We start from the raw sequence: 26,151 nt of genomic DNA, 5'->3' as shown, positions 1-26,151 counted from the left end.
TCAGCCCATCTAAATTGGTCTGACATCTTACCGATTAACATAATCTTCATTTTGTCAGGGCGTCAAGCGTCGACAGTGCGAGTTTTTGCCGCCTGAATTCTAAAGAAGCAGACTTCATGCTGGGTAGATTTGGGGAGGGCTTATCACCGCATATGCTAAAGGAATGTAGGTAGCTTAAATCCGCAGAGCTTTACCCACCTCCCATCAGAAGAGACTGGTACTTGCATGAGTCAATGATCCACAATGTGGCTCAGAACGGGTTCTCGCCGCATCAGTGTCAGTTTCCTGAAATCTTCGAACTCGACTGATTGCGTTGCTCAATCATAGCCAGCACCTCGGGTCGCGGTATCGCTTTAGAGAAGTAATAGCCCTGCGCGAAAGCACATCCGAGGCTTTTCACCATATGGAGATCTTCTTTCGTTTCGACACCTTCGGCGACGACTTCAAAGCCGAGCGCGTCTGAAAACTTTACCATCGCCTTCATCAGTGAACTGTTTGTAGAGCCAGCGCGCGTTCCCGTGACGAATGATTTGTCGATTTTCAGCCGGGTAATCTGCAATTGCTGCAGGGTCGCCAAGGAAGAGTATCCGGTCCCGAAGTCATCGATCGCCAACCTGACATTCTTCTCCGACAGAGAGTTTAGACGCAATTTGACATTTTCCTGATCGATGGTCGCGTCCTCGGTGATTTCCAGTTCGATCCTGCTCAGTGCAATCCCGTCAGCACTGAAGCACTCCATGATCAGGGCCTCGACATCGTTGCGCGCAAGCTCTCGAGGAGAAATGTTGATAGCGATCATGACGTCGCTCTCGCCAAGCGCACTGAGGGTGGTTGCAACATCCTTGAATATATATTTTAAAAGTTCACCCGAGCGCCCAATCGATGAGGCAGCAGATACGATCTTGGGTGGCGAAATCCACCCCAGTCGAGGATGATGCCAACGCAGCAAAGCCTCAAGGCTTTCAATCTGCTGCGTATCGCTGCGAACAATCGGCTGGTACCAAACCTCGAGGTTCTGCTGGGCAAGAGCTTCTATCAGACCGATTTCAATATCGCGGCGCCTTTCGATTTCATCGCGCAGATCGGCATCGAAAATCCTGAATTGGTTGCGACCGTCTTTCTTGGCCGCATACAAGGCAATATCCGAGCACATTAAGGCATCGTCCAAGGCCGCGCCTGAGCCATGGTAAACACCGATGCTGAGGCCAAGCGTCAGAGGCTCGATCCCCAAATAAGGGCGAGAGACTGCGCTGATCAAAGTCTTTGCCAGAAACCGGAAGCTGGAATCGGCACAGGGCTGCGTCAAGACAATGGCAAATTCATCACCACCAAGACGCGCTGCAAATCCGTGCTGGCCGATAACTTCCTCTATCCGTTTGGCGGCTTCGATGAGAACCCGGTCGCCAGCCTGATGCCCGAAAGCGTCGTTGATCGACTTGAACCCGTCGAGATCCAGCATGAACATGACAATGTCTGCCTGAAGGGCAAAAATAGGCTCTGCTCGATCCGAAAAGCCGTGCCGGTTGAGCAGCCCGGTCAGTTTGTCGATCCCCATAAGTTCAGAGGCGTTTCGCGCCAGCATCAGGGCCTGATTTGTGGTCTTCTCCAACTGACCAGAAAGAGCAATCGCTTCATTTCTCTTCCTGCTGTCATTGCAGAACAGTCTCTCGTTCACTCTGGACCCACGAATGAGAGCAAAAAGGTAAAGGCCGACAGTGATTGAGATCAGCAGTTTGTCGAGGCCGCCCGACTGTTCAAGCCAATATGCGCTGGTGACCAGTGGCGGCGTGATAAATGCGGTGGGCACATTGGCGAACGAGTACCCGTAGGTCACTGCCCCAGCAGTGAGACCGCACACGATCAGCGCGTAGAACAATGTCTGAGGAGATGTGTACCAGTCGCAAAGCACTGGAACCCACGCCCACACAAGGCCCGATGCCAATGCGAGAACGATATGCAGGCGCAGATAGTTTTGGGTCGTTTTGTATGAGGCCTCGAGGTCACCGGCGGAGTCTCCGCTTGGCATCGTCGGCAACGGAAACTTGCAGGCAACCAGCCTTGCAGCGTTCGCCACCGTTGACAGGACAAACCAGATCGCGCCCGCTCGACCGTTGCCATAATAGGTAGCCACTACCAAGGCACAAAGTCCCAGCACGATGTTGATCGGTATCGATAGCGCAACCATTTTGCGTAGAGTGACCAGCTGATCTCTCTTCACACTGGCATCGAAAGTTACCGAAGTCATGGAGCGGCAATATCCTTAAATGAGAATTGCCTAATGTTATTTGCCACAACCTACGGAAGTGTAAACATTCGAGAGTGGGAACGGTCATACCGCGCGTGCGGCATAGCCAGCGTCATCCACTCTGCCAGAACGGCTACTTAACGGACTAATCTTCCAACTCGATCCATACCGGTGCATGGTCACTGCTGCGATCCCACCCTCTCACATGCTTGTCGACTTCGGCGGCGACGAGGCGGCAAGCAGCCTCCGGGCTAAGAAGGAAGTGATCAATTCTGAGACCAGCATCTCGGCTATAAGCGTTCCTGAAATAATCCCAGAATGTGAAGACGCGCTCGTCAGGATGAAGAGATCTCAGAGCGTCAGTCCATCCTTGGTCAACGATCGCCTTGAACGCGTTTCGCACCTCGATGCGAAAGAGCGCATCGTTCTTCCATCGCTCCGGTTTGTAGACATCGAGTTCAGTCGGCATGACGTTGTAATCGCCGACGAGGATCGAAGAGACGTTGAGCTCGAGAAGCTCTTCAGCGTAAGCCCGCAACCGCTTGAGCCATCTGAGCTTGTAATTGAATCTTGGACCGGGATAGGGATTGCCGTTAGGAGCATAGAGACAGCCGATCAACATCCCATCGACGATCGCTTCGATGTAGCGGCTTTGATCGTCCTTGCTACCGCCTGGCAACGTCCGTCTCGTGAGATGCGGCTGCTGGCCTTTGGCCAGGATTGCTACACCATTCCAGGATTTCTGCCCCAGCCAAACGGCACCATAGCCGGCCGCCTCTATCGCCTTGATCGGAAACTTGTTCTGCGGGGCTTTCAACTCTTGAAGACAGACAATGTCCGGCGACGCCTCATCAAGCCAATGGATGAGGTTCGCCAGCCGCCCGTTCACACCATTGACGTTGTAGGTCGCAATTTTCAAGTTTTGACCTCGTCCATACCGTGCAACGCCGTACGAGCCTTTAGCACCGGCGGCGCAGAAAGACCGAGCGTCAGACGCTCGGCCTTGCCATTTCAAATTTTGCGATCCACCGCATATTCGGGCGCTCTACACAGGCTCATTTAATGAGAGCTCGCACCTCAACTGCGGTCCGTATCGCCATTTTGAAATGTCCGGCGTCCATTGTTCTGAGGCGGCTCGAATTCGTCAACGGGGGACGGCACGGGTTCAACAGGATCGTGCTCAACACCCTCTGCAGCAGGCCAGTCGTTAGATGGCTCGTGGACCTGCTCCTCGTCGACTGTCCCAGTCGACGTTGGCGGCGATACGCCACCGCCATGATCTGCCGACCATGTCTGCGTGTCGTTTTTGTCGTTCTGATTGGATTTGTCGTTCATCACCAAACTCCCAAGTTGCGAAAGCTAACCCGATAGAACAAGAGTTGTTCCGCGCAAAAGGTTCTGCTCTGCCAACTCGCTCAAGATGCAGGTTGCCATGACCTGCCGGCACAAGCGTTGATCATTCTCTGATCTGTTGCTGCGCGTCGGATCTTCCTAAAGGCTACGCGGAAGCTCGCCGCTCATCGTTTGAGCCGCAAGCCCGTGTGCCTTTATCTCTCCCACGGGGGAACGAAGCGGCGATCTTGGTAATCCGCGAGGTATCCCGAATGAATCGGGTTCAGCCAGTTATCACCCTTGAAGAAACCGATGGCGGACACGACCATCCCGCCATCGACCGGCGTGACGTCAAGAGCTGACCGAAAGCTTCCTTCCGTGCCAACGTTTTCCAAGGCGTCGAGTACACCAAGCCTCTCGTCATCGATCTCGAACAATTCGCCGCGAACGCGAAGCCCCTGCCCGGGTCGATCCAGCATCATCGGGCCGAAAAAATCGGCAGCAATGTAAAGTGGATAGGGCTTTAGCGTTTGCACATCGCCAATGTAGCGAGCGCCGGACAGACCCTTATCGTGGAGAGCAAAGCCTCGTTTTAATGTCCCATAAATAAATACGTTCAATGCGAACTCCTACAATGCCGCAGGTACGAACGCAGCATTTGGAGAAGTCGTTCCGGTTGGATTGCGCACAACCAAAGGCTTTGAGCGATCAATGTCAATTCTCAGCTACGAGATGACCCTTCGAGACTTCACGAAACCGCGCAGGCATAACCTTGTACTCTACCGGGCGTATGGGGCTCTTCAGTTCCTCGACGACAGCCGCGCCCTTAACCCGGCGACGCTCCGGGTCGGGAACCGGCACCGCAGCCATGAGGCGCTTCGTATAGGAATGCTGCGGGTTGCCGAAAACGGCAGCGCGCGGCCCGATCTCGACAATCTCGCCGAGATACATGACCGCTACCCGATGACTAACGCGCTCTACAACAGCCATGTCGTGGGAGATGAACAGGAACGACAATCCGAGGCTTTGCTGAAGGTCAAGCATTAGATTGATGACCTGCGCTTTGACCGATACATCCAGCGCCGACACGCTTTCATCGGCCACGATGACCTTCGGCTTCAGGGCCAATGCGCGCGCGATACATACGCGCTGCCTCTGCCCGCCGGAAAACTCGTGCGGGTAGCGTCCCGCCATGTCCGGTGTGAGGCCGACCTTTGTCAGCATGTCCGCGACGACGACCTTCGCCTCTTTCGCATTTCCCATCTTGTGCTCAAGGAACGGCTCGGCAATTGCCGCACCGACGGTCATGCGCGGATTGAGCGAGGCAAACGGATCCTGGAAAATCATCTGGACGGATTTTCGCATCTCGCGCATCTCTCTTTTGTCCAGCGCCAGTACATCGCGCCCCTCTACGATTACAGAGCCACTATCCGGCTCGATCAGGCGCATAATTGCGCGTCCTGTCGTCGACTTGCCGCATCCGGATTCGCCCACGAGCGAGAGCGTTTCACCCGCCTGAAGATCGAAGGATACATTCTCTACCGCGTGTACGCGTCCGGTCAACGAACCGAAAAGGCCGGAATGAATGTCGAAGCGCTTGGTGAGATTGCGAACTTCCAACACGGGACGACCTTCAACAACGGTGTCCTTCACCTCGACAGGCACATCAGACTTACCCGTCCCTACATCCACCACCGGAAAGCGTAGAGGTTTCTGGTGTGCTTGCATGGAGCCTAAAACCGGGACGGCAGACAGAAGAGCGCGGGTGTAGGGATGCTGTCCGCGGTGGAAGATATCTGCCGTCGCGCCAGTCTCAACCTGCTCCCCACGGAACATGACCACAGTGCGGTCCGCGATTTCGGCAACGACTCCCATGTCGTGGGTAATGAAGAGAACGGATGTCCCTTCCTCCTCCTGCAACATCTTGATGAGATCAAGGATCTGGCCTTGGATGGTAACGTCGAGTGCAGTGGTTGGCTCGTCGGCGATCAAGAGAGCGGGTTTGGTTGCCAGTGCCATGGCAATCATCACGCGCTGGCGCATGCCGCCGGAAAAGCGGTGGGGATATTCGTCGAAGCGAGACGCCGCAGACGGAATGCGCACTTTCTCCAGAATACGGATGGTCTCGGCACGCGCATCCGCCTTGCTCATCGGCAAGTGCGAAAGCAACGCCTCGGAGATCTGATCACCGATGGTGAGCAACGGATTGAGGCTCGTCATCGGTTCCTGAAAGATCATCGCAACATCGTTGCCGCGCACCTTGCGCATCTCTTGCTCCGAGAGAGCAAGAAGATCGCGCCCGCCGAGCAAGACCTTACCCTCTATCCTGCTCATATCCGGCTGCAACAGTCGCATGATGGAGAGCGATGTGACCGACTTGCCGGAGCCGCTTTCACCGACGATGGCAACCGTCTCGCCGGGCATCACCGTAAAGGAAATGTCACGCACCACCGGTTTCCAGGCGCCATCGACAAGGAAGGAGGTTCTGAGCTTTTCCACCGCCAGAACCGGGCCGGTCGCCGGCTCGGTTACGGTCTTGTTTAAGGTGCTGGACATCATCATCGTCATTCCTCATCAGACTTCGTGGAAGCGGCAGGGCGTTACCGCCCTAGCCGATCGAAAGGCTCAGTCGGGCCAGCGCAAGGCGCCATCGAAACGATGGCGGCTCAAGTCCTCGAACGGCGTGGCGATCACCTCGTTTGAAGCGCGTGCAGTATCCAGTTCCTCAGCAAGCCGGGCTGCGACAATGCGTTCCTGGCCGGGGTGGAGATTGCAGGGGTCCAGGTAGAAGTAATGATGCTCGACCTCATGGTCGCGCACGATGATCGGTGTCGGGCCACTGCGAAGACGTGCGGCAAGATCCCACGCGGTGATGTGGGCTTCCTGCGGCGAGACGATCACGCGCATACGATCGAGCGGATTGTTGGTCGGGTCCGGCTCGATCAAGGCGGTGATGCCGGGGCGGTTGGCAAGCGTTTCCTTCCAGAGGTTCAGATAGCCGGTCTCCCGGTCGCGAATGCCGGCGTGGTCCCGCTTTTCCCAAGCCTCCAAAGCCGCCATGACGCCGAAGATGCTTTCCTTGCCAACCTTCATGCCCCGACCGATCCCCATATTCTGAAGGAAGGCGTTGCGCACGAGTTCTTTCTTGCCGGCCACGATGCCGGAGGTTGGGCCACCAAGGAACTTGTGGCCGGAATAGAGCGCGATATCGGCGCCCTGTTCCAGGAATATCCGCAGGTCGTATTCGGATGCGGCATCAACAATGACCGGCACGCCATTGGCATGCGCGATCTCGACGAATTCCTTGAGATTGAGCAAGCCGTAATCCACCACATGATGCGACACGACATAAACGGCAGCCGCTGTCCGATCGGTGATGGCATTTTCCATGTGATAGCGATGCGTGGAGGTCGCCTGGCCGATCATCACCACCTTGCCGCCTGCAAGCCGGATCGACTGATCAACCGGCGCGCCATAGCTGACGACATGCCCCATCTGCACCAGAACCTCGTTCTTCGGCGACGAGGTGTCCGGCAGTTTTTCGATCGCCAGAAGGTCAGGACCAGTGATTGTGGCAGCCACCGCAAGGCTGATGCCGGCCGAGCAGGACGCCGTAACGAAACCAGCTTCGCCGCCCGTTAAACGCGCAATGATGGTGCTTGCCTTGCGTTGAAGGTCGTTGATCTCCACGAATTGCGGCAGGATCGCCGCCATGGCCTCGATCGCTTCCGGAACCACAATGGACGCACCGAGGCTCGTCATCGTGCCTGAAACATTGATGACGGGGCGAAGTCCGATCTTCGTGCGGATATCGTCTGACATTCTCTTTCTCCAGTCTGTCGGCCTGTCTGGCCGTGATTTCTATTGCCCCGTGAGAGCCTATGCCATAATAACGCAATAGGTTCTTTGATCCGCGGGAGCGTGAATTGGATATGACGTCTTCATCTGCTGAAGCCTCCGAGCTTTCCTCGTCCGAGGACGTCGGAAAGGTGCGCCGCTCGCGCGTCAGCGGCATCGACCGCGCCATTCAGGTCATCGACTATCTGTATGAAACCGGCGCACCGGCGGGTGCCTACGCCATCGCCAAGGCAGTGAAGGCGCCGCTTTCCACGATTTATGCCATCATTGATGACCTCGTGGACAAGAACATGCTTGCTCGTAACGACGACGGCAGCATCTGGCTTGGCGCCCGCCTCTATCATTACGGCCTCGCCTATGCGCGCTCGCTGGATTTCATGAGTGTCGCCATGCATGAGATGCACGATCTCTGCCGAGCTGCTGGCGAAACCGTCCAGGTGTGCGGGCGCGACGACGAGCATATGCTCGTTCTCGCCATGGCCGATGGCCCAAGCCATTTCCAGGTGGCGTCGCGCGTTGGAACGCGCGTGCCGCTGAACTGGACGGCCTCTGGGCGCCTTCTGGTGGGCCACATGCCGGAAGAGCAACGCATCGACCTCTTCAAACGTGGCGCGCGCATATCGCCGACCGGACGCGCCACAATCGATGCCAAGAGCCTTTCGGACGCGGCGCGCAAGGCCTTTGAGGAACGCCTGTCGATCCAGGCAGGCGAATCCGATTACTCGGTTGCCTGCATCGCCTCGCCGATCGTCGACAGTCGCGGAGACTGCGTTGCGACGATTTCCATCGTCCTTCCCGAACAGAAAATCGTGGCCGACAAGACCGGCTATGCAGACCGGGTCAAGGCGTCGGCCGCACGGATCGAACAGTTGATGGGATGGCGCAACCACTAATCGTCTCCTTGCCGGTCAATCCTGCAACGCGATGATCGCTTCGATCTCAACGGTGATGTTTCCCGGAAGCGAACCGAAGCCGACGGCAGAGCGGGCATGGCGTCCCGCTTCGCCGAAGACAGCATTGAACAGGTCAGAGCAGCCGTTGATGACCTGCGGATGATCCTTGAAGTCGGGTGAGGCATTGACCATGCCAAGAAGCTTCACCACCCGTTTGACGCGGGAAAGATCGCCCAGCGCCTCGTTCATCACCGCCAGTAGATTGATGCCCGTCAACCTCGCATCCTCATAGGCCTGCTCGACCGAGACATCCACGCCAACCTTGCCGGTATGCATGAAACCATTTGCTTCTCGTGGGCCTTGCCCGGACAGATAAAGCATGTTGCCTTCAACGACATGGGTCACAAAGTTTGCGATGGGCGGCGGTGCGGGCGGCAGGTCTATGCCGAGCGCGGAAAGCCGATCGCGCGGCGTCTGCGCCTTGGCTTCGATCTTGATCGGGGACTGTGTCACGCGAACTCCTGTCATCTTTTCATTCATTCCAGCGGCAATCCGCCATCCTATCGGTACGAGTAGCCGTGGCTGTGCCGCACAAGCTTGCGCGCGCGGGGTATGTAACGGCTAGCAGCAACGGCCTCTCCGCCGATGACCGCGTAGCGTGGCTCGAAGAGCTGCTTCAGCACCGAGACATCGCCATTGGAGTCGGTTGCTTCCAGATCGGAATCGACGAGATCGAAAATGGTGAAATCGGCGCGCGCGCCAACGGAAAGCCGGTTCTGCATATCGAGCTTGATGACCTCAGCCGGCGCATGGGTCACGGCGTTCACCACCTTGTCGAAGGGCATTCCGACCGACAGCAGCTTGGACATGGTGGTGGCCAGATCCCAGACCGGGAAGTTCATCGAGTGGCCGTGCAGGTCGGTCGAGATCGAGTGCGGCAGAAGCCCGCGCGCAATCGCCGCTTCCGCCACCTTGAAGGAGAATGATGCTCCCCCATGGCCTATATCGAGCCTCACACCTTCGGATGCGCAACGCTCCGCCAGATTGAACAAATCCTCGTCCTCCATGATCGAGGAGCCGGATTTGCCGTTGAAGCAGTGGGTTACGACATCGCCGGGGCCTAAGATTTCCAGCACCTCATCATAGAGTGCTGGTGGTTCGCCGACATGAACCATCATCGGCACCTTGAGGATCTTCGCGATCTTCTTGCCAAGCTTGACCGGTGTCACGCCCCAGGAACCGGTGATGACATGGCTGGCGCGAACCTTGAGGCCGACGATATGCTCGCTGTTTTCGGCGTAGCATTCGAGAATGCGGTCGAGATCGATGTCCCTGATATCGCGCAGTTCTGCTACGCGGTTGCAGGCCACAAGCCCGATCGAACCGAGATTGAGGAACGCCTTAATGCGTTCTCTCGACGGCTCGATGATGTACTCCCTGAAACCATGGAAATTGGCTTCACCCGCCGAACCCGCATCCACCAACGTCGTCACGCCGCGCTCAGCACCACACTCGGAAGGCCGGATCGAGATATCGGTTCCGCCGTGCCAGATGTGAACATGAAGATCGACCCAACCTGGCGAAATCCAAGCACCTTTGCCGTCGATCACGGTCGCATCGTCAGACGCAAGCGCCGGTCCAATAGCGGCAATCTTGCCCTCGCCGTTCACCAGAATATCGGTGGCGACATCTTTATCACCTGCGCCAAAAGCCATGGGCTTGACGTTCTTGATCAGCAGCGGCTTTGCGTGTTGACCGGTCATATTACAAATCCCTTCGTAGTCTTGGATCGAGCATGTCCCGCAACCCGTCGCCGACCATTTGCAGCGAAAGGACGGAGAGAATGATGGCAAAGCCGGGGAAGTAGGTCATCCAGTCGGCTTGCCCGATATATTGGCGGCCAGCGGCAATCATCGTGCCCCAGGTCGGAATTTCCGGGCTGACACCCAGCCCGAGAAAAGACAGGCCCGCTTCCGCCAGCATGGCGCTGGCAAACAGGAACGAGGCCTGCACCAAGATTGGCGACAATAGATTGCGCAGCACATGCCGCGTCATGATGTGAAAGGTGGAGATGCCCAGCGCCTGAGCGGCCTCGACATAGGGAAGCTCCCTGATGACGAGCGTAGAGGCGCGCACGATACGGGCAAGACGCGGCGAATAGACAATCGACAAGGCGATGATCACGGTGGTGAGCGATGGCCCCAATGCTGCGACAAGCGCAATGGCAAGAAGAATGTCCGGGAAAGCCATCATCGCATCGATCAGCCGGGCAATCGGTGTGTCCAGCCGCTTGAAGAAGCCGGCGAGCAGCCCGAGCGTCACACCGATGATCGCCGACAACGTCACAACGGAAGCACCAACGAGCAGCGACAAACGGCCCGCGTAGATGGTGCGCGAGAAGACGTCGCGGCCAAACTCATCCGTGCCGAACCAGAAGGTTTCGCTGGGCGGCTTGAGGCGATTGACGATGGACAGCTTAGATGGCGAGTAAGGTGCAATCCAGGGCGCGAGCGCGGCCAGAAGTACGAAGATGACAAGCACGAACAGGCCAAAGGCCACCGTCTTGCGTTTCAGAAAGCGTTTCAGAAACTTCGTGCCTTCGCTCGCTGCAGGCGTTGGAGTGGTCGTGGCAATATCCGTCATCGGTTCCCGCCCCCTTTAGTAGCGCACACGCGGATCGATCAGCAGGTAGAGCATGTCGATCGCGAAATTGATGAGGACATAAAGTGCTGCAATGACGAGAAGCGCGCCCTGAATGACGGGATAGTCGCGCCTCAGAACCGCCGAGACAACGAGGCTACCCACACCCGGAAGACCGAAGACGGTCTCCGTCACAACGGCGCCCGAGATCAGCACCGCCGCCGTCAAACCAATGACGGTGAGTATGGGGATGAGTGCGTTCTTCAGCGCATGCTTCATGACGACGCGGCGTTCGACGACACCCTTCGCCCGGGCGGTTCGAATATAATCGTCACCCAGAACATCGAGCATCGACGCGCGGGTGAAACGCAGGATCAGAGCCGAAGACACTAGTCCAAGCGCGAAAGCCGGCAGCGTCAAATGATACATGCGGTCAATGAAGCTCGAGCCCGGGCCGCCGTAGCCGGAAACCGGAAAGAGGTTCAGCCGCACAGCAAAGAACTGCATGAGAATGAGGCCAAGCCAAAAGCTTGGGATGCTGGCCGCCAGCATCGCAACCGTCGTTGCGGCCTGATCGATGAAAGAGCCCCGGCGATAGGCGGCATAAATGCCGATCGGCAAGGCAATGACACTGGCAATCAGCAGCGAAAACAGCGTGAGAAAGAAAGTCGGCTCAGCGCGATCGAACAATGCCGCGGTTACAGGCATGTTGAGGAAGATCGACTGACCAAGATCGCCCTTCAGCATTTGGCCTAGGTAGTAGAAATATTGCACCGCCAGCGACTGATCGAGCCCTAGCCTGGTTCTCAAGTCCGCGATGTCTTGCGCAGACGCATCCGGTCCAAGCATGACGGCTGCGGGATCGCCCGGTGTGACGCGCACAATGATGAAGACGATCGTGACGACGAGAAACATCACGACGATCATGCCGATGAGGCGCTGGAGGATATATCGGATCATGGGCTTCGTTTTCCCTTGTCGCAGGGTAAAGGAGTCTGCTCGGACACGCTGTGATGAAATGCGCTTCGGTATCGCGCCAGCTCTCTACGCGTTCCACAGAACACGAGGCGATCACTGGCGCGATGCCGATCAGTCGAACCACTACTTCTTGATGGAAGCGTTCCAGAAGTAAGGCCAAGGTGCCGCTTCAATACCTTCGATCTTCTTTGACTTGGCGGCGACCGCATTGAAGTCGCCGATCTTCATGTAGGGAATTTCCTCATACATGGCTTTCTGCACATCGGCCCAAAGAGCGATGCGCTTCTGCGGATCGGATTCCGCCGAGAAAGCCTCAACCGTCTGCTTGCGCAGAGGCGTGTCCCACCAGCCGGGCGATGTCGGAGCAAGAGAACCGATCAAAGCGGGTTCGGGAAGGAATGGGCTATGGGTAATGTAGATATCCCAAAGCGCCTTGTCGGCACGGCGCTGGGTCAGCGTTGCCCAGTCCACCACCTGCATGTCCACCTTGAAGCCTGCAAGCTTGAGATATTCGGCAGCGACCTGCGCCATCTTGTAGTGGAACTCATACTGGCGGCTGGTGAGAATGCGGATCGGCTTTTCGCCGTCGTAACCGGCAGCCTTGGCGGCTGTGGCAGCGCCTTCCGGATCGGCAATATTGTAGTTGCCCTCAACACCCGCATCCGTATTCCAGATAAAGTTCTTCGGGTAGATATCGCCGTCAAGCGCGTAGAAGTCCGTGCTGCCGAAGGCTGCAGCCAGCATATCTTCCATGCTGAGTGCCTGGCGGATCGCCTTGCGCATGGCAACATCCTTCGCCAAGCCTTCGGCCGTGTTGAAGACGAAGACAGGATAGCCGAAGGGCTTCAGTACCAAGGGTTCAGTGGCGGAGGAGGATTTGATTTTGTCGAAGGACTCCACCGGAATGGAATCGATATAGTCATATTGCCCGGAGACCGCTGCCTCGACGCGAGTATTGGCGTCCGGCACCGGAACGAAGCGGATCTCATCGAGATATTGATGCCGCGCGCCGCCATAACCATTGCCTTCGCCGTCGCGTGACTTGTAGCCATCGAAGCGAATGAGCTGGATATATTGATCCGCCTTGCGCTCTTTCAGCATGTAAGGGCCAGTACCGATGAACTCCTTCATAGGCTCTTCCTGCTTTTCAGCTGGAAGAATAATGGCGGCCGAATTGTTGAAGGCGAGAAGCGAAACGAGTGGCGCGTAAGGCTGCTTCAATGTGATCGTCACGGTCGAGGGATCAGTCGCTTCGATCTTGTCAATGAACGACGCAGCCTGCTTGCCGCGAGAGGCAACCTTAACCCAACGATTGAGAGAGGCAACGACATCGTCCGACGCCATATCGGAACCGTCGTGGAACTTGATGCCGGAGCGCAGCTTGATCGTGTAGGTTTTACCGTCCGCGCTGATTTCAGGAAGGCTTTCCGCCAGAAGCGGTGCTGTCTTCCACTCCTTGTCGAAGGTGTAGAGCGTTTCGAAGATATGCTGCGTGACGATGCCGACGAGATCGGCGGTGGAGGCCATGGGGTCAAGTGTTGGCGGCTCACCAATCGTTGCGACATTGATCACCCCGCCGCGATCCTGCGCGAAGAGAACCGATGGGCTAACGATTAACGCGGTGGCGAGAAGAAATGCGAGCTTCAGTTTCATATCATACTCCCAGCTTCATTGTTCCGTTATTATGTTATATAAGCTTTTATAAGAGAATAACCGAAAGGGAGAGGCTGTCAATCTGGTTGTTGCTGCTGAGAAACGAGAAAGCTGATAAAGAGCGGACGCACATGTTGACCACGGCGAGCGCCGGCCCCATCTAAGCCTCCATGGCGAAGAAGAAATCCACCTGCGTACCGCACCTGAGAGAGTCGTGGACGCTGCAGCCCGCAGCAACGCTAGGGTCGTCGGTTCGCGCCAAGGGTATCTTGATGGAGTTGCGGGCCAAATTGCCTTTGGCGGTTCGCAAGGATTTGGATATTGCAGGCGTGGTTCTGACACTGTCGGTGCCGGAAGACGACGAAAACGACTTTAAGGCAGCAAGCGCCAAAATCTCCAAACTGCTGGAAACCATGGACAGCCTGCCCGTTTTACCGCGCGAGATCGAAGATATCCTTACAATCTCCACGACAGAGCGTCGTCGGTGGCTCGAGGATGGTCGCTTACCAAGCGGCGGGATCAGAACAGTGAGACTGCGTGGCCGGGCGAAACGGATCACCTTTCACGTCTTCGAACCGAAGGTTGTCGAAGAACTTCTCAACAGCGGCGTCATCGACGAATGGCGAGAACACGATATTGCCGCGAAGGCGGAGAACAGGAGGCGTGCGGCGCATCAAGCCAAGCTGACGCGCTCGCTCAAAAAGGCGAAGTTGGCTCGCCCGGCGAAACGTAACTCAGCCGAACTCTCCGGGTGGGAAGAGTTCGACCGCGATGGCCTTCTCAGATAACGCAAAGTTACGCTGAGACGCGGGCGACAAGCGGCGCCTGATGGACGACAATACGGGCGTGGTAGGGTACGCGCTGGTATAGATCGATCACGTCCTGGTTGACCAGTCGAACACAACCAGATGACGTCGCTTTGCCGATCGACTGCCATTCTGGCGAACCGTGGAGGCGGTAAAGCGTGTCCTTGCCATCCTTAAAGATGTAAAGCGCGCGCGCACCAAGCGGGTTCTTGATGCCGGGATCCATGCCTCCATTTTCGACCGAGAATCGTGCCAGTTTGGGCTGGCGAGCAACCATTTCGGCCGGAACCTTCCAGCGTGGCCACGCCTGGCGCCAATGAACGATCCCCTCACCTTCCCAGGCAAAACCGTCACGGCCGAGGCCCACACCATAGCGCATAGCCGTGCCGCCGGGTTCGACCACATAGAGGAAGCGGTTTGGCGTATCGACGACCACGGTACCGGGCTTTTCGCCTGTCGGATCCAACACACGCTGACGGTAATATTTTGGATCGATCTGCTGGTAAGGGATCGCGGGAAGCATGTGCCCGCCATCCTCCAACGCCGCATAGCGCTGCTGCAACTCCGCCTCATCTGGCGGTACGATGGGCCGCCGAGCTGCTTGCGGCACCACGGCCGGCGTAGAGTTGGTTTGGCAGCCTGCGAGAGCGGCTGTTGCGGAAAGCGCTCCAAAGATGAAGCCGCGACGGGATACGCGCTGAAGAAGTGTCATGTGGGAGATCCATAGAAATTGCGCCTCCTTCTTGCCGATGGAACACCATGTGGCAAGCGGTGGAGGATCACATCCATGGCATCACACTCATATAGAACAAACGCTGCGCCAAAAGTGTCACGGTCATCGTGAGTGAGCTTGGATCACCTCAAGAAATGCCTCGCCGAAGCGCTCTAGCTTGGAAGGCCCGACACCGGAAATATCCAGCATCTCGTCCTCGTCCGACGGCCGTTCCGTCGCAAGTGCAACCAGTGTCGTATCAGGGAAGACGACATAGGGTGGAACCCCCAGCTCCTTGGAGATTTCCATGCGCACCGCTCGCAATGCCTGGAAGAGTTCGAAATCGGCGCCTTCCAATCCAGACTTTGCATTTGCAGAACTCGCCGAAGATGACCGAGCCGCTTTGCCGGTCGTCGGTCGGTCCTTGCGAAAGCGGACCTGGCGTTCCTTCTTGAAGACGGCGCGAGAGTCGGGCTCAAGCTTCAAAGCGCCGTACGCGGTATGATCAACGCTGATCAGCCCCGCCGCCAGCAGCTGGCGGTAGACCGATTGCCAGGTCTTTGCCGGAAGATCCTTGCCGGCGCCGAAGACTGGCATATCGACGTGACCGAAGCGGATCGTCTTGTCATTCTCATTGCCAAGCAGAACATCGACGAGGTGACCGGTACCGAAGCGTTCACCCGTGCGATAGATCGCCGCCATCGCCTTGATCGCGGCTTCCGTCCCGTCCCAGGTTTCAACTGGTTTCAGGCAGGTGTCGCAATTGCCGCAACTGCCGCCGTGAGATTCGCCGAAATGCTTGAGGATCGCCTGCCTGCGGCAGCCGGCCGTTTCGCAAATGCCGAGCAGCGCATTGAGTTTGGCGCGCTCGACGCGCTTGATCTCTGGGCTTGAATTGCCCTCGTCGATCATTCGACCGCGTTGGATGACATCGGCCATGCCATAGGCCATCCAGACGTCGGACGGTAGTCCGTCGCGCCCAGCGCGTCCCGTCTCTTGGTAGTAGGCCTCCACCGATCCCGGCAGATCAAGATGCGCCACATAGCGCACATTCGGCTTGTCGATGCCCATGCCGAACGCGACCGTCGCCACGAGGCAAAGGTCTTCTTCTTTCAGGAACGCGTCCTGATGGCGGTCGCGCATCTCTCGCTCCATGCCTGCATGGTAGGCAAGCGCTCTTATGCCCTGCGTGTTCAGCCACTCCGCCGTTTCCTCCACCTTGGCGCGGGAGAGACAGTAGACGATACCGCTCGATCCTTTATGGCGCGAGAGAAAGCGCAGCAATTGCTGTTTCGGCTGGTCACGCTCGACAATTTCATAGGCGATGTTGGGGCGATCAAAGGAGGTGCTGAAAACCGCAGCATCTTGAAGCTGCAACCGTTCTATTATGTCATCGCGTGTATGAGGATCGGCCGTCGCCGTCAGCGCCATGCGTGGAACGCCAGGATACTCTTTTGCGAGGCGACCAAGCTCACGATATTCAGGCCTGAAATCATGGCCCCACTGTGAAACGCAATGTGCTTCGTCAATCGCAAAAAGCGCTATTTGCGTGCGACCAATGAATTCCTTGAAACCCGGCGTTACGATGCGCTCGGGTGTAACGTACAGAAGATCGAGTTCCCGGTTGTTCACCGCATTGCGCACGTCCATGAACTCTTCGCGCGAAAGGGACGAATTGAGAGCCGCGGCACGAACCCCGAGTTGCTTCAGCGCTTCTACCTGGTCGCGCATCAGTGCGATCAGGGGCGACACCACAATGCCCAGCCCCTCCCTGCACAGCGCCGGAACCTGGAAGCATAGCGATTTGCCCGCACCTGTCGGAAACAGGACCACAGCGTCGCCGCCTGCCATGACTTGGTCGACGACCTCGTGCTGGCGCCCACGAAAAGACGCGTAGCCATAGACGCGTTTCAGTAGCGAGAGTGGTGCTTCGCGGGCTTCATCGACAAAAAGGCGGCTGGTCGGACTCTGAGATGGCGGCATGGAATCGCTCATTACGCTAAAATCACTCTATGCCATAGGTCAGAAATTTTGCGATCAAAAGCCTGAGGCCATTCCAGAACGATACCTGCGAAAAAAAATCCATCTTGATTGAGACTGCCAGAATGGCAGGAACCTTCACTCAGCCCCCGGCGTTCCTCATTTTTACGAGGAGCGCTATTTTGACACCCATGCCAATCCGCTATCGCGCAGATCTGGAAAGCATTCGAGACGATGAGGCGGAAACCGTTTCCGGACTAATTGACCAGTTCGATGTCATCCTTGAGAAAACCGCCGAAGACTACGGCCACGCGGTGAGGTCCGTACACGCCAAATCGCACGGAATCATCGAAGCCGAGATGACGATCAGGCCGGACTTGCCGCCGGAGCTCGGACAAGGTCTTTTTGCGACAGCCGGCACCCACAAGGTTTATATGCGCCTGTCCACCAATGCGGGAGATATTCTTCCAGACGCAGTATCCCTTCCTCGCGGACTGGCAATAAAGGTCCTGGATGCGCAGGGGCCGCGCTTACCTGATGCCGAGGGTTCTACCCAGGATTTTGTGATGGTGAATGGGCCGGTCTTCCAAGCACCCGACTCAAAGAAGTTTCTCTCCAGTCTAAAACTTTTGGCCAAGACAACTGACAAGATGGAGGGCACCAAAGTTGTTATGTCCAGTGTCCTTCAAACCGTCAACAAGGGCCTTGAGGCTGTGGGTGTTTCCAGCCCCACCGTCCAGTCGCTCGGTGGCGCACCGAACCTCGATCCGCTTGGCGAAACCTATTTCAGCGTTACGCCGTTCCGCTACGGAGATTATGTCGCCAAATTCCGCCTTAAGCCCGTCTCAGCGGACCTGACCAAAAGAACCGGAACCGAAATCGACGCAAGCGTTCGTGAGGATGCCATTCGAGAAACGGTGCAAGCGGAAATGCAGAACACCTACGCGACTTGGGAGTTTCAGGTCCAGCTCTGTCGCGACATCGAAAAGCAGCCGATCGAAGATCCAACTGTCGAGTGGAAGGAGGACGAAGCGCCTTTCTTCACGGTTGCGACCATCACCGCGCTCCCACAGGACAGCTGGAGCGATGGCAACGTCAAAAAGGTCGACGAGGAGATGCGCTTCAGCATATGGACGGGTCTTGCGGATCACCAACCACTGGGCAACATCAACCGCGCTCGCAAACAAACGTACCGCCACTCCGCGGAGTTTCGCGCGAAGTTCAATGGCTGCCCGTTTCACGAGCCAGCACAATAAGCTTGCCAACTAGCATCCATAAGGTGCTCGTCACAGAGCGCCTTTCTGTCGCATGATTGGAAGAACGCCATGACCGATACGATCCCAAATCCCGAGTCTGAAGGTCCCTCCGGTGGTTGGGGATCAGTCAAGTCGATTGCGCGCATCCTGGGCGACGACAAACCATCCCCAATGGTGCTTGAAGAACTGGCCCGGCAAAACAAGCCGGGTGGCGTCATGTGCGTATCCTGCGCCTGGCCGAAACCGGTCAATTATCACCCATTCGAGTTTTGCGAAAACGGTGCAAAGGCAACAATATCCGATTTGACCAGTGCCCGCTGCACACCAGACTTCTGGACCGATCACACGGTCAACAACCTTCGAGAATGGAAAGACTATGACCTTGAGCAGACTGGGCGACTGACGCATCCATTGCGTTACGACAGCACGAGCGACCGTTATGTGGAGGTGTCCTGGGAGGAAGCATTCAATGACATTGGTCAGACTTTGAAATCGCTTCCGCATGAAAGCGTCGTTTTCTACTCCTCCGGACATGCGGGACTTGAGGCATCTTACCTGTACGCCCTCCTTGCCAGGACGTATGGAAACAACAACCTGCCTCAAAGCTCGAATATGTGCCATGAAACGACGTCCGTAGGCCTGAATAAGGTCATCGGTTCGCCTGTCGGCACGATTGTCTGGGATGACCTCGACAAAGCCGACGCTTTTTTCTTCTTCGGCCAAAACCCTGGATCCAATAGTCCGCGCTTCCTTCATCCTCTACAGGAAGCAAAGAAGCGGGGCGCCAAGATTGTGACGTTCAATCCCGTCGTCGAACAGGGGCTTGTTTCCTTCGTCAATCCGCAAAGCCCGGTGGACATGCTGACGGGTCACGAAACGCAGATTTCGGACGAATATCTTCAGGTCAGAGCGGGAGGAGATATTGCCGCGATCCTGGGTCTCTGCAAAGTCGTTGTCGAAGCGGATGACGCAGCCCTCCGCGCTGGAACTCCACGCATCCTCGATATCACCTTCATCGAGGAGCATACCGTCGGACTGGAAAGCTTCATCGATCTCGTTCGAGACACGCCATGGTCGGCAATCGAGCGGGAGAGCGGACTGACAGAGGCAGCCTTGCGCGGCGCGGGTGAACTTTACATCGCCGCCGAACGCGTGATCGGCGTCTACGGAATGGGCTTGACCCAGCACTCCCAAGGCGCTCTGAACATCGCGATGATCGTGAACCTGCTTCTGCTGCGGGGAAATATTGGTAGAGAGGGCGCAGGATGCTGCCCGGTCCGCGGCCACTCCAACGTCCAGGGACAACGTACAGTCGGAATAGCAGAGAAAACCAAGCTTATTCCGATGGACAAGCTGAAAACCCTGTTCGACTTCGATCCGCCAACCGAAGACGGCACGACGATCGTGGATGCGGTCAAAGGCATGATGGCTGGGAAGATCAAAGCGACCATTTCACTTGGGGGAAATCTGGTTCGCGCAGTCCCGGACCAGAAAGCGATGGAAGCGGCATGGGCAAGCCAGGATTTGACGGTCGTCGTGTCCACCAAGCTCAATCGCAGTCATCTGTTTCCCGGCCGGAAAGCATATATTCTGCCGTGCCTCTCCCGTCTTGAACGCGACGAGCAGGCCTCTGGTGCGCAGTCCGTGACCACCGAAGACAGCTTCTCGCATATCTCAGGCTCAGTTGGCAAAAGAACGCCCGCCTCGAAACATCTAAAAAGCGAACTGGCCATCGTGACAGGGATTGCAAAGGCGGCGGTCGCCCCCAATCCGAAACTCAAATGGGATGAATGGACGGGCGACTACGGCCTCGTCCGGGATCTCATCGAAGCGACCTACCCAGAAGAGTTCCGCGCCTACAATGAACGCATGTTCGAGCCAGGAGGCTTCTATCGCGGCAACGCAGCACATAACCGCATCTGGAAAACCGAAGAGAAAAAGGCGGTCTTTACAACACCAAAGCAGTTGAATGCATTGGCCTTCGATGATGCCGATGGTCGCTATCGGCTCATCACCATGCGGTCGAACGACCAGTTCAATACGACGATCTACGGCTATTCGGATCGCTTCCGCGGTATCGAAGGTACCCGAGACGTGCTGTTGATGTGTCGGGAGGACATCCAGTCAGCCGGGCTGTCCGAAGGACAAGTGGTCACCCTTGTCAGCGACTTTAACGACGGCGTGGACCGTGAACTGGCAGGGCTTAAGGTCAGGGAACACAATCTTCCGAAGGGAACGATTGGTGCCTATTATCCTGAAGCTAACGTGCTTGTTGCTATCGATCACCATGACGAGCTTTCCAAAACGCCTGCGTCGAAGGCCGTTCCAGTGCGCATAAGAGTTTGAGACGTCTTGCGCTCGCAGGCTCCGAATAACGCAAGACCGCATAGGGACAGGCGGTCTTCGCCAAGCGCTACTCCAATTGCCCGCAGGCAAAAACAGGTCGGCTTCCACACGCTACATGATTGCATAGTCTAGCAAGGGGTAGGGTGACCGGCGTGTGTCGAACCAGTCCAGAATGTCATACATAGCACAAGATAAGAGCGAGCAACTTCGCACTTGCGCGCAGGCGCCGATCTTGGGAGAACAGCCCTCACTGCCCGTTCGAATGCATCACGGACCAACTTGATCATGGCTACATCTCATCATGAGTTCCCTGCCCCGGAAAATCTGGGGGACGCAGGCTCAGCCATTCGCAGTGAGCGGATGATAATTCTTGGCAGTCTGGACACGGCGAGCTTTCTGCCCTGGATTAACCGCCACGCCGCTAAGCTGGGCCTGAGACAGACAATCCATCATGCTGATCAGACACGCATTGACCTTATACTCACCGGGCCGCTCGAACTAATCGACGCCATGGAAATGGGATGCTCTCTGGGTCCGATCAGCGTCTGGGTAGACGATATTCAGCGCGTGGAAGCTGTAAACGAAAGCGTCTGAACAGCCGTTGATGGAAAACTGTACGGCTGCTGCAAAATAGCTTTTGCGTAAATATCAGTCATAGTTGCGCGTGCGAAAATTTTATGCAAACGTGTCGAAGATGCCGTACGATCCTGTGCGCTGTCACCACCTATACTCTGAGGCTAAGCCTCTAAAATCATTCGGAAGTTTGAAATGCCTCAGGATATCTTCCCGGCCTGGACGCCCGTCGCGCTATCGACGGATTTGCCGGAGGCATCCGTCATTCCTGCACGTATCGCCACAGCTGCATTGGCCCTTTGGCGATCGCAGGGCGGTACGGTTTCAGCGGTTGCCGATCGCTGTCCACATCGCGGAATGCGGCTTTCCCATGGCTTCGTTCGCGGCGCGGCGCTGTCGTGCATCTACCATGGCTGGCGCTACGGCAAGACCGGTCAATGCCTTGCCATCCCCGCACACCCCAGCCTCGCCCCGCCCGACGCCATCCGTGTCGCGACATATCAAACGGGCGAACGCGATGGAGTGATCTGGGTGTCGGCCAGCGACGAACGCGGTGACGTGCCCGCACATGACGGCATGACGGGACTGCGAAGCATAACAGTTTCCGCAAAGCCGCAGACGCTCGCCGCATGCATTGGCAGCATTCCGGTAGGCGACGCTATCGAGTGGGCGGTCGATGGAACAAAGGCTCGCCTGTTGCTGGCGCCATCTGGTGAAGACGGTACGATCCTCGTTCATCTGCTGATCGAGAGCGGCGCGACGATGGTTCAGAAAGTTGCCGCATCACATGCTTTGGAGGCAATCCGTCGCCATGCCGAGGCCCTCGAACACCAGGGAGAGACCGCATGAGCCATTCCGCGATGATCGATCAATGGTATCCCGTCGGCCTGATCAGCAGGCTTCAGCCTGAGGGGCAGGAAACCCTGTTAATGGGGGAGGCAATCCGCGTCTCCGGCACCGCCGACGGCAAGGCGTCGGTCATGACCGCTGACGGGCGCGCTCTTCCTGTGACGGAGCGGTACGGGCATGTCTGGTCCTCTCTCGGCACACCCCAAAAACCACTTTTCGACATTCCCGAGGCAGAACAGCCTGGCCGTCGACTGGTCGATGTCGGCGTCGTGCGCGTGCGCTGTTCGCCATTGCGCGCTGTCGAGAATTTCCTTGATATCGCGCATTTCCCTTTCGTTCACACCGACGTTCTGGGTTCGGAGCCTCATACGGAGGTGGAGAATTACAAGGTAGAAATCCGAGAGGATGCTGACGAAGTCTGGGCAACGCAGGTGAAATTCTACCAGCCGCAGGCGGCAAAATCAGCCAGTGGTGGCATCACGACGGAATATATGTACCGGGTGCCGGCGCCAACGTGCTCGGTGCTCTACAAGACCTGCCCACCGAAGCCTGGTGAATGGGACGTGATCACGCTGTTCGTTCAACCTTTGACGGAGGAGCTCTGTGACGTGTGGCCGTGGATGGCGCTCTATGACGATGAGACGCCGATGACCGATCTCATCCATTTCCAGCAAATGATCTTTCTGCAAGACCGCTCGATTCTAGAAAACCAGATTCCACGCCGCCTACCTCTCGATCCCGGCAGGGAAATCCCCACCCGCGCCGATCTTACCTCCGTCGCTTACCGCCGCTGGCTGAAGCGCCACGACTTCACCTATGGCGCACAGCTGGTAGCCCAATGATCCTTTACGACTATATTCTCTCGCCGAGTTGCTACAAAGCGCGCCTCATGGCCGCACTCACTGGCATCAAGCTGACGCTTCGTGCGGTCGATTTTCATCCGGGTGCAGAACATCGCAGTCCTGAATTGCTGGCACTGAACCCGGCAGGCTCGATTCCGATCCTCGTGGACGGCGACCTCGTTCTAACCGAATCCTCCGCCATCCTCGTCTACATCGCAGGCAAGGCGGCACCCGCATGGCTCGGCAGCAGCGAGCCCACGATAGCTGCCCGCATCCAGCAATGGCTTTCCTTCTCCGCTCGCCTCACCGCAAGTCTCGGCGGAGCGCGCTTGCATGAAATGCTGCATCGTCCGGGCGATATAGATGCCTTGCGTTCAAGCGGCGTCATCGCACTCAGGGAGCTGGAAGCGGCCCTCTTCGAGCAACGGCTGAAGTGCGAGGCATTTGTGGTCGGCAACTCACCCACGATCGCCGATATCGCCTGTTTCCCTTATGTGGCACTCGCCCCCGATGGCGGCGTATCTCTCGATGCCTATCCCTCCATTCGCCTGTGGATGCGCGCCATCAGATCATTGGACGGCTTCATCGAGATGCCCGGCATCCATCGCCTGCACGAGTTGAAACCTGATCCGCATGAGATGCCAGCGGTGAGCGAAACGGCAGAGGCGTGACGAGCATGGCTGGGCATTTGCTGAAAAATTGCGCTGCGGTGATTGTCAACGACGGCAATGGCATGACCGTTCGCCGCAATGTCGATCTCTTGTCCGAAGGTCCGACGATCAAGGCCATCGGCGAGAACCTTGCGCACGGTGTCCTTCTTGAAGACACCGAGATCACCGATGCCACTGGATGGTTTGTCTATCCTGGCCTAGTCAACACGCACCACCACTTCTTTCAGTGCTTCGTGCGAAATCGTGCCGAACTCGACTGGACGAAACTCTCGGTCATCGAATGGCTTGATCGAATCTACCCGATCTTCGCGCGGCTGACCGAGGACTGCTTCTATCATTCGTCGGTTACAGCCATGGCCGAGATGATCAAGCATGGCTGCACGACGGCTTTCGATCACCAGTACAATTTCCCGCGCCATGCCGGCAAAAGGCTGATCGACCGGCAATTCGACGCGGCTGATCTGTTCGGAATGCGCTTCCACGCCGGTCGCGGAGGCAATTCGCTACCGAAATCCGAAGGCTCCACCATTCCCGATGAGATGCGGGAGACGACGGACGAATTCATCGCCGACTGCGCCCGGTTAATCGACACATATCACGACGCCGCACCCTTCGGCATGCGCCAAGTCGTGGTTGCACCCTGCCAACCGGTGAACGGCTACCGCGAAACTTTCGTGGAATCGGTTCGCCTTGCGCGGGACAAAGGCGTGAGACTGCACACCCATGTCGGCGAAGGCGAGAGCGAAGTGATCCGAGCACGCAACGGCCTTCGCACGGTCGATTATCTGCACGAGATGGGGTTTGCCGGACCGGACACCTTCTACGCTCATTGCTGGGAACTGAGCCATGACGAATTACGCACCATGGCAGCATCCGGCACAGGCGTCGCCCATTGCCCTGAGCCCGTGTACCTCGTCGGCGCGGAGGTCACCGACATTCCGGCTATGAGCGCGTTGGGAGTACCTGTTGGCCTCGGCTGCGATGGCGCTGCCTCGAACGACAATTCCAACCTCATGCACTGCATCCATTCCGCCTATATGTTGCAATGCCTCGCCGCTTCGACGCGCGCTCATCCTGTGCCGGCACCGGCCGATTTCCTTGGCTATGCGACGACAGGCGGCGCTCAGCTCCTCGGTCGCACCGACATCGGCCGTCTTGCGCCCGGCATGGCCGCCGATCTTTTCGCCATCGACACCCGCCGCATGGATTATGTCGGCACCCGCCACGATCCTCTGAGCCTGATTGCCAAGGTCGGCATCGGCATGCCGACGGACATGACCATGATCAATGGACGTGTCGTTTGGGCAAAAGGCGAGTTTCCCGGACTGGACGAGGGAAAACTCTTTGCCGACGCAGAAGCGGCGTTGGCGACAATCGATTTTTGAAACGACACAATCAACAAGGGGAACCCACCATGATCAACTCGCTTAACCGCCGCACGCTCCTAAAAGGCGTCGCACTTTCAGGTCTTGCCAGCGCGATCGGCGCGCGCGCCACATTTGCGGCAGACAAGCCGCTCGGCATTGCGCTCGTCGTTCCTTCGCCAATCGGCGATGTGGGTTGGGGCCATGCATTGGCCGCCGGCCTCGAGCCGATCAAGGCGGCCTACGGAGACAAGGTGAAGGTGACTGTTCTGGAGAACATTGCCGAAGGTCCCGATGCAGACCGCATCATGAACAAGACAGTGGCCGACGGAAACAAGTTCCTGATCGCTGGCTCCTTCGGCTATCAGAACGGCGCACTACAAATCGCTCGCCGCAATAAGGACGTAACCGTCCTGCATGCATCCGGCTTCCAGGTCGCGCCAAACTTCTCGCCCTTCGCAGCGAAATATTTCCAGGGCACATATCTGATGGGAATGGCAGCTGCCGCACTGACAAAGTCAGGCAAGCTCGGTTCAGTTTCGGCTTTCGCCATTCCGGAACTTATCACTTCCATCAACGCCTTCACCCTCGGCGCACAAGCGGTCAAGCCCGATATCGAGGTTTCCGTAGTCTGGGTGAACTCCTGGTTCGACCCTGCAAAGGAACAGGAAGCGGCCAAGGCGCTGATCTCGCAAGGTTGCGATGTGATCTTCTCTAACGCACAGGATACGCCTTCCGTGATCTCGGCCTGCGAGGAGGCCGGTGTCTACGCGTTTAACCTTAACTCGTCGATGAAGAGCTACGCGCCGAAGACTTATCTCGGCTGCGTCGCGACCGATTGGTCGCCCTTCTTCAAGGCATCCGTCGATTCTCATCTTGCCGGAAAGTTCAAAGGTGCCAATGCCTTCCTCGGCATGGCTGATAAAGTCGTCGAAGTCGTCGATTGGAATACCAACGTACCGGCAGACATGGTGACGAAGATCAAGGCAACTGAAGCGAAGATTGCAGATGGAAGCTTCTCGCCCTTCACTGGCCCGATCACGAAGGCCGACGGCAAAGAAGGTGTGGCAGCTGGCAAGACGCTGACAGATGCGGAGATCGTTGCCATGGACTGGCACGTCAAGGGCGTCAAGACGCCGCTGCCGAAGTAATC

23 protein-coding genes are annotated in these 26,151 nt (G+C 57.2%); 10 read left to right on the top strand and 13 right to left on the bottom strand.

What is annotated here, in order from left to right:
• Nucleotides 1-277: 277 nt before the first annotated feature.
• The 6 genes from QZ862_RS07095 to QZ862_RS07070 all read right to left on the bottom strand — a co-directional run bounded on the left by QZ862_RS07095 (nt 278) and on the right by QZ862_RS07070 (nt 7,399).
• Nucleotides 278-2,245: an EAL domain-containing protein gene (locus QZ862_RS07095; protein WP_296098504.1), complete on the bottom strand. Its 1,968-nt coding sequence runs from the start codon at nt 2,243-2,245 to the stop codon at nt 278-280.
• A 145-nt stretch (nt 2,246-2,390) separates the two neighbouring features.
• Nucleotides 2,391-3,164, bottom strand: a complete 774-nt coding sequence (gene xth, locus QZ862_RS07090) for an exodeoxyribonuclease III (protein WP_296098501.1) — start codon at nt 3,162-3,164, stop codon at nt 2,391-2,393.
• A gap of 158 nt (nt 3,165-3,322) precedes the next feature.
• Complete coding sequence (locus QZ862_RS07085) at nt 3,323-3,580, bottom strand: hypothetical protein (RefSeq protein ID WP_296098500.1); 258 nt, start codon at nt 3,578-3,580, stop codon at nt 3,323-3,325.
• 212 nt (nt 3,581-3,792) lie between these two features.
• Nucleotides 3,793-4,197 (bottom strand): gamma-glutamylcyclotransferase family protein, encoded by a 405-nt coding sequence (locus tag QZ862_RS07080; RefSeq protein WP_296098497.1) that lies wholly within the window; start codon nt 4,195-4,197, stop codon nt 3,793-3,795.
• Between the two features lie 94 nt (nt 4,198-4,291).
• On the bottom strand, nt 4,292-6,133 hold the full coding sequence (locus QZ862_RS07075; protein ID WP_296098493.1) for an ABC transporter ATP-binding protein: 1,842 nt from the start codon (nt 6,131-6,133) through the stop codon (nt 4,292-4,294).
• Between the two features lie 69 nt (nt 6,134-6,202).
• A complete protein-coding gene (locus QZ862_RS07070) occupies nt 6,203-7,399 on the bottom strand; it encodes an aminotransferase class V-fold PLP-dependent enzyme (protein ID WP_296098490.1) in 1,197 nt (398 codons plus the stop codon).
• 110 nt (nt 7,400-7,509) lie between these two features.
• Here QZ862_RS07070 and QZ862_RS07065 point away from each other — a divergent pair, with 110 nt between their 5' ends.
• Nucleotides 7,510-8,328 (top strand): IclR family transcriptional regulator, encoded by an 819-nt coding sequence (locus tag QZ862_RS07065; RefSeq protein ID WP_296014115.1) that lies wholly within the window; start codon nt 7,510-7,512, stop codon nt 8,326-8,328.
• A gap of 15 nt (nt 8,329-8,343) precedes the next feature.
• Here the strand turns inward: QZ862_RS07065 and QZ862_RS07060 are convergent, their stop codons facing one another.
• The 5 genes from QZ862_RS07060 to QZ862_RS07040 form a co-directional block, all read right to left on the bottom strand.
• Complete coding sequence (locus tag QZ862_RS07060) at nt 8,344-8,856, bottom strand: RidA family protein (protein WP_296014114.1); 513 nt, start codon at nt 8,854-8,856, stop codon at nt 8,344-8,346.
• Nucleotides 8,857-8,888: 32 nt separating this feature from the next.
• The gene (locus QZ862_RS07055) at nt 8,889-10,091 is read right to left on the bottom strand and encodes an amidohydrolase/deacetylase family metallohydrolase (protein ID WP_296098488.1); all 1,203 of its coding nucleotides are present in this window, start codon (nt 10,089-10,091) and stop codon (nt 8,889-8,891) included.
• Between the two features lies 1 nt (nt 10,092).
• Nucleotides 10,093-10,971, bottom strand: a complete 879-nt coding sequence (locus QZ862_RS07050; protein ID WP_296014111.1) for an ABC transporter permease — start codon at nt 10,969-10,971, stop codon at nt 10,093-10,095.
• Between the two features lie 15 nt (nt 10,972-10,986).
• Nucleotides 10,987-11,928 carry an ABC transporter permease gene (locus tag QZ862_RS07045; protein ID WP_296014110.1) on the bottom strand — a complete coding sequence of 314 codons (942 nt, stop codon included), beginning with the start codon at nt 11,926-11,928 and terminating at the stop codon, nt 10,987-10,989.
• 141 nt (nt 11,929-12,069) lie between these two features.
• On the bottom strand, nt 12,070-13,599 hold the full coding sequence (locus tag QZ862_RS07040; protein WP_296098486.1) for an ABC transporter substrate-binding protein: 1,530 nt from the start codon (nt 13,597-13,599) through the stop codon (nt 12,070-12,072).
• Nucleotides 13,600-13,769: 170 nt separating this feature from the next.
• Here QZ862_RS07040 and QZ862_RS07035 point away from each other — a divergent pair, with 170 nt between their 5' ends.
• Nucleotides 13,770-14,387: a hypothetical protein gene (locus QZ862_RS07035; protein WP_296014108.1), complete on the top strand. Its 618-nt coding sequence runs from the start codon at nt 13,770-13,772 to the stop codon at nt 14,385-14,387.
• Nucleotides 14,388-14,394: 7 nt separating this feature from the next.
• Here the strand turns inward: QZ862_RS07035 and QZ862_RS07030 are convergent, their stop codons facing one another.
• Nucleotides 14,395-15,117, bottom strand: coding sequence for a L,D-transpeptidase (locus tag QZ862_RS07030; RefSeq protein WP_296014106.1), 723 nt, complete (start codon nt 15,115-15,117; stop codon nt 14,395-14,397).
• Nucleotides 15,118-15,240: 123 nt separating this feature from the next.
• On the bottom strand, nt 15,241-17,100 hold the full coding sequence (gene recQ, locus QZ862_RS07025) for a DNA helicase RecQ (RefSeq protein ID WP_296098484.1): 1,860 nt from the start codon (nt 17,098-17,100) through the stop codon (nt 15,241-15,243).
• Nucleotides 17,101-17,288: 188 nt separating this feature from the next.
• On the opposite strand from recQ, the gene QZ862_RS07020 reads away from it, so the two are divergent.
• From QZ862_RS07020 to QZ862_RS06985, 8 genes are all read left to right on the top strand, one after another.
• On the top strand, nt 17,289-18,353 hold the full coding sequence (locus QZ862_RS07020) for a catalase family protein (protein ID WP_296098616.1): 1,065 nt from the start codon (nt 17,289-17,291) through the stop codon (nt 18,351-18,353).
• A 69-nt stretch (nt 18,354-18,422) separates the two neighbouring features.
• Nucleotides 18,423-20,699, top strand: a complete 2,277-nt coding sequence (locus QZ862_RS07015) for an FdhF/YdeP family oxidoreductase (protein WP_296098481.1) — start codon at nt 18,423-18,425, stop codon at nt 20,697-20,699.
• Between the two features lie 360 nt (nt 20,700-21,059).
• On the top strand, nt 21,060-21,293 hold the full coding sequence (locus tag QZ862_RS07010) for an acylphosphatase (RefSeq protein WP_296022180.1): 234 nt from the start codon (nt 21,060-21,062) through the stop codon (nt 21,291-21,293).
• 174 nt (nt 21,294-21,467) lie between these two features.
• A complete protein-coding gene (locus QZ862_RS07005; RefSeq protein ID WP_296098478.1) occupies nt 21,468-22,121 on the top strand; it encodes a Rieske (2Fe-2S) protein in 654 nt (217 codons plus the stop codon).
• Nucleotides 22,118-22,963, top strand: coding sequence for an aromatic ring-hydroxylating dioxygenase subunit alpha (locus QZ862_RS07000; RefSeq protein ID WP_296098477.1), 846 nt, complete (start codon nt 22,118-22,120; stop codon nt 22,961-22,963). The genes QZ862_RS07005 and QZ862_RS07000 overlap by 4 nt, the downstream gene beginning before the upstream one ends.
• Nucleotides 22,960-23,634 (top strand): glutathione S-transferase family protein, encoded by a 675-nt coding sequence (locus QZ862_RS06995; RefSeq protein ID WP_296022106.1) that lies wholly within the window; start codon nt 22,960-22,962, stop codon nt 23,632-23,634. Before QZ862_RS07000 ends, QZ862_RS06995 begins: the two co-directional genes overlap by 4 nt.
• 5 nt (nt 23,635-23,639) lie before the next feature.
• Nucleotides 23,640-25,019, top strand: coding sequence for an amidohydrolase (locus QZ862_RS06990; protein WP_296098474.1), 1,380 nt, complete (start codon nt 23,640-23,642; stop codon nt 25,017-25,019).
• A gap of 32 nt (nt 25,020-25,051) precedes the next feature.
• Nucleotides 25,052-26,149 carry a BMP family ABC transporter substrate-binding protein gene (locus QZ862_RS06985; RefSeq protein WP_296098609.1) on the top strand — a complete coding sequence of 366 codons (1,098 nt, stop codon included), beginning with the start codon at nt 25,052-25,054 and terminating at the stop codon, nt 26,147-26,149.
• The last annotated feature ends 2 nt before the right edge of the window (nt 26,150-26,151 follow it).

Origin of the sequence: uncultured Agrobacterium sp. (assembly GCA_913777615.1) — a bacterium.
GTDB lineage: Bacteria > Pseudomonadota > Alphaproteobacteria > Rhizobiales > Rhizobiaceae > Agrobacterium.
This window is presented reverse-complemented; position numbering and strand designations above follow the sequence as displayed.

What these genes read in the sequence shown, in the direction of transcription:
- QZ862_RS07095 (WP_296098504.1), bottom strand. Translation starts at nt 2,245, where the DNA reads ATGACTTCGGTAACTTTCGATGCCAGTGTGAAGAGAGATCAGCTGGTC.
- QZ862_RS07085 (WP_296098500.1), bottom strand. Translation starts at nt 3,580, where the DNA reads ATGAACGACAAATCCAATCAGAACGACAAAAACGACACGCAGACATGG.
- QZ862_RS07075 (WP_296098493.1), bottom strand. Translation starts at nt 6,133, where the DNA reads ATGTCCAGCACCTTAAACAAGACCGTAACCGAGCCGGCGACCGGCCCG.
- QZ862_RS07070 (WP_296098490.1), bottom strand. Translation starts at nt 7,399, where the DNA reads ATGTCAGACGATATCCGCACGAAGATCGGACTTCGCCCCGTCATCAAT.
- QZ862_RS07065 (WP_296014115.1), top strand. Translation starts at nt 7,510, where the DNA reads ATGACGTCTTCATCTGCTGAAGCCTCCGAGCTTTCCTCGTCCGAGGAC.
- QZ862_RS07060 (WP_296014114.1), bottom strand. Translation starts at nt 8,856, where the DNA reads ATGACAGGAGTTCGCGTGACACAGTCCCCGATCAAGATCGAAGCCAAG.
- QZ862_RS07055 (WP_296098488.1), bottom strand. Translation starts at nt 10,091, where the DNA reads ATGACCGGTCAACACGCAAAGCCGCTGCTGATCAAGAACGTCAAGCCC.
- QZ862_RS07050 (WP_296014111.1), bottom strand. Translation starts at nt 10,971, where the DNA reads ATGACGGATATTGCCACGACCACTCCAACGCCTGCAGCGAGCGAAGGC.
- QZ862_RS07045 (WP_296014110.1), bottom strand. Translation starts at nt 11,928, where the DNA reads ATGATCCGATATATCCTCCAGCGCCTCATCGGCATGATCGTCGTGATG.
- QZ862_RS07040 (WP_296098486.1), bottom strand. Translation starts at nt 13,599, where the DNA reads ATGAAACTGAAGCTCGCATTTCTTCTCGCCACCGCGTTAATCGTTAGC.
- QZ862_RS07035 (WP_296014108.1), top strand. Translation starts at nt 13,770, where the DNA reads ATGGCGAAGAAGAAATCCACCTGCGTACCGCACCTGAGAGAGTCGTGG.
- QZ862_RS07030 (WP_296014106.1), bottom strand. Translation starts at nt 15,117, where the DNA reads ATGACACTTCTTCAGCGCGTATCCCGTCGCGGCTTCATCTTTGGAGCG.
- recQ (WP_296098484.1), bottom strand. Translation starts at nt 17,100, where the DNA reads ATGCCGCCATCTCAGAGTCCGACCAGCCGCCTTTTTGTCGATGAAGCC.
- QZ862_RS07020 (WP_296098616.1), top strand. Translation starts at nt 17,289, where the DNA reads ATGCCAATCCGCTATCGCGCAGATCTGGAAAGCATTCGAGACGATGAG.
- QZ862_RS07015 (WP_296098481.1), top strand. Translation starts at nt 18,423, where the DNA reads ATGACCGATACGATCCCAAATCCCGAGTCTGAAGGTCCCTCCGGTGGT.
- QZ862_RS07010 (WP_296022180.1), top strand. Translation starts at nt 21,060, where the DNA reads ATGATAATTCTTGGCAGTCTGGACACGGCGAGCTTTCTGCCCTGGATT.
- QZ862_RS07005 (WP_296098478.1), top strand. Translation starts at nt 21,468, where the DNA reads ATGCCTCAGGATATCTTCCCGGCCTGGACGCCCGTCGCGCTATCGACG.
- QZ862_RS07000 (WP_296098477.1), top strand. Translation starts at nt 22,118, where the DNA reads ATGAGCCATTCCGCGATGATCGATCAATGGTATCCCGTCGGCCTGATC.
- QZ862_RS06995 (WP_296022106.1), top strand. Translation starts at nt 22,960, where the DNA reads ATGATCCTTTACGACTATATTCTCTCGCCGAGTTGCTACAAAGCGCGC.
- QZ862_RS06990 (WP_296098474.1), top strand. Translation starts at nt 23,640, where the DNA reads ATGGCTGGGCATTTGCTGAAAAATTGCGCTGCGGTGATTGTCAACGAC.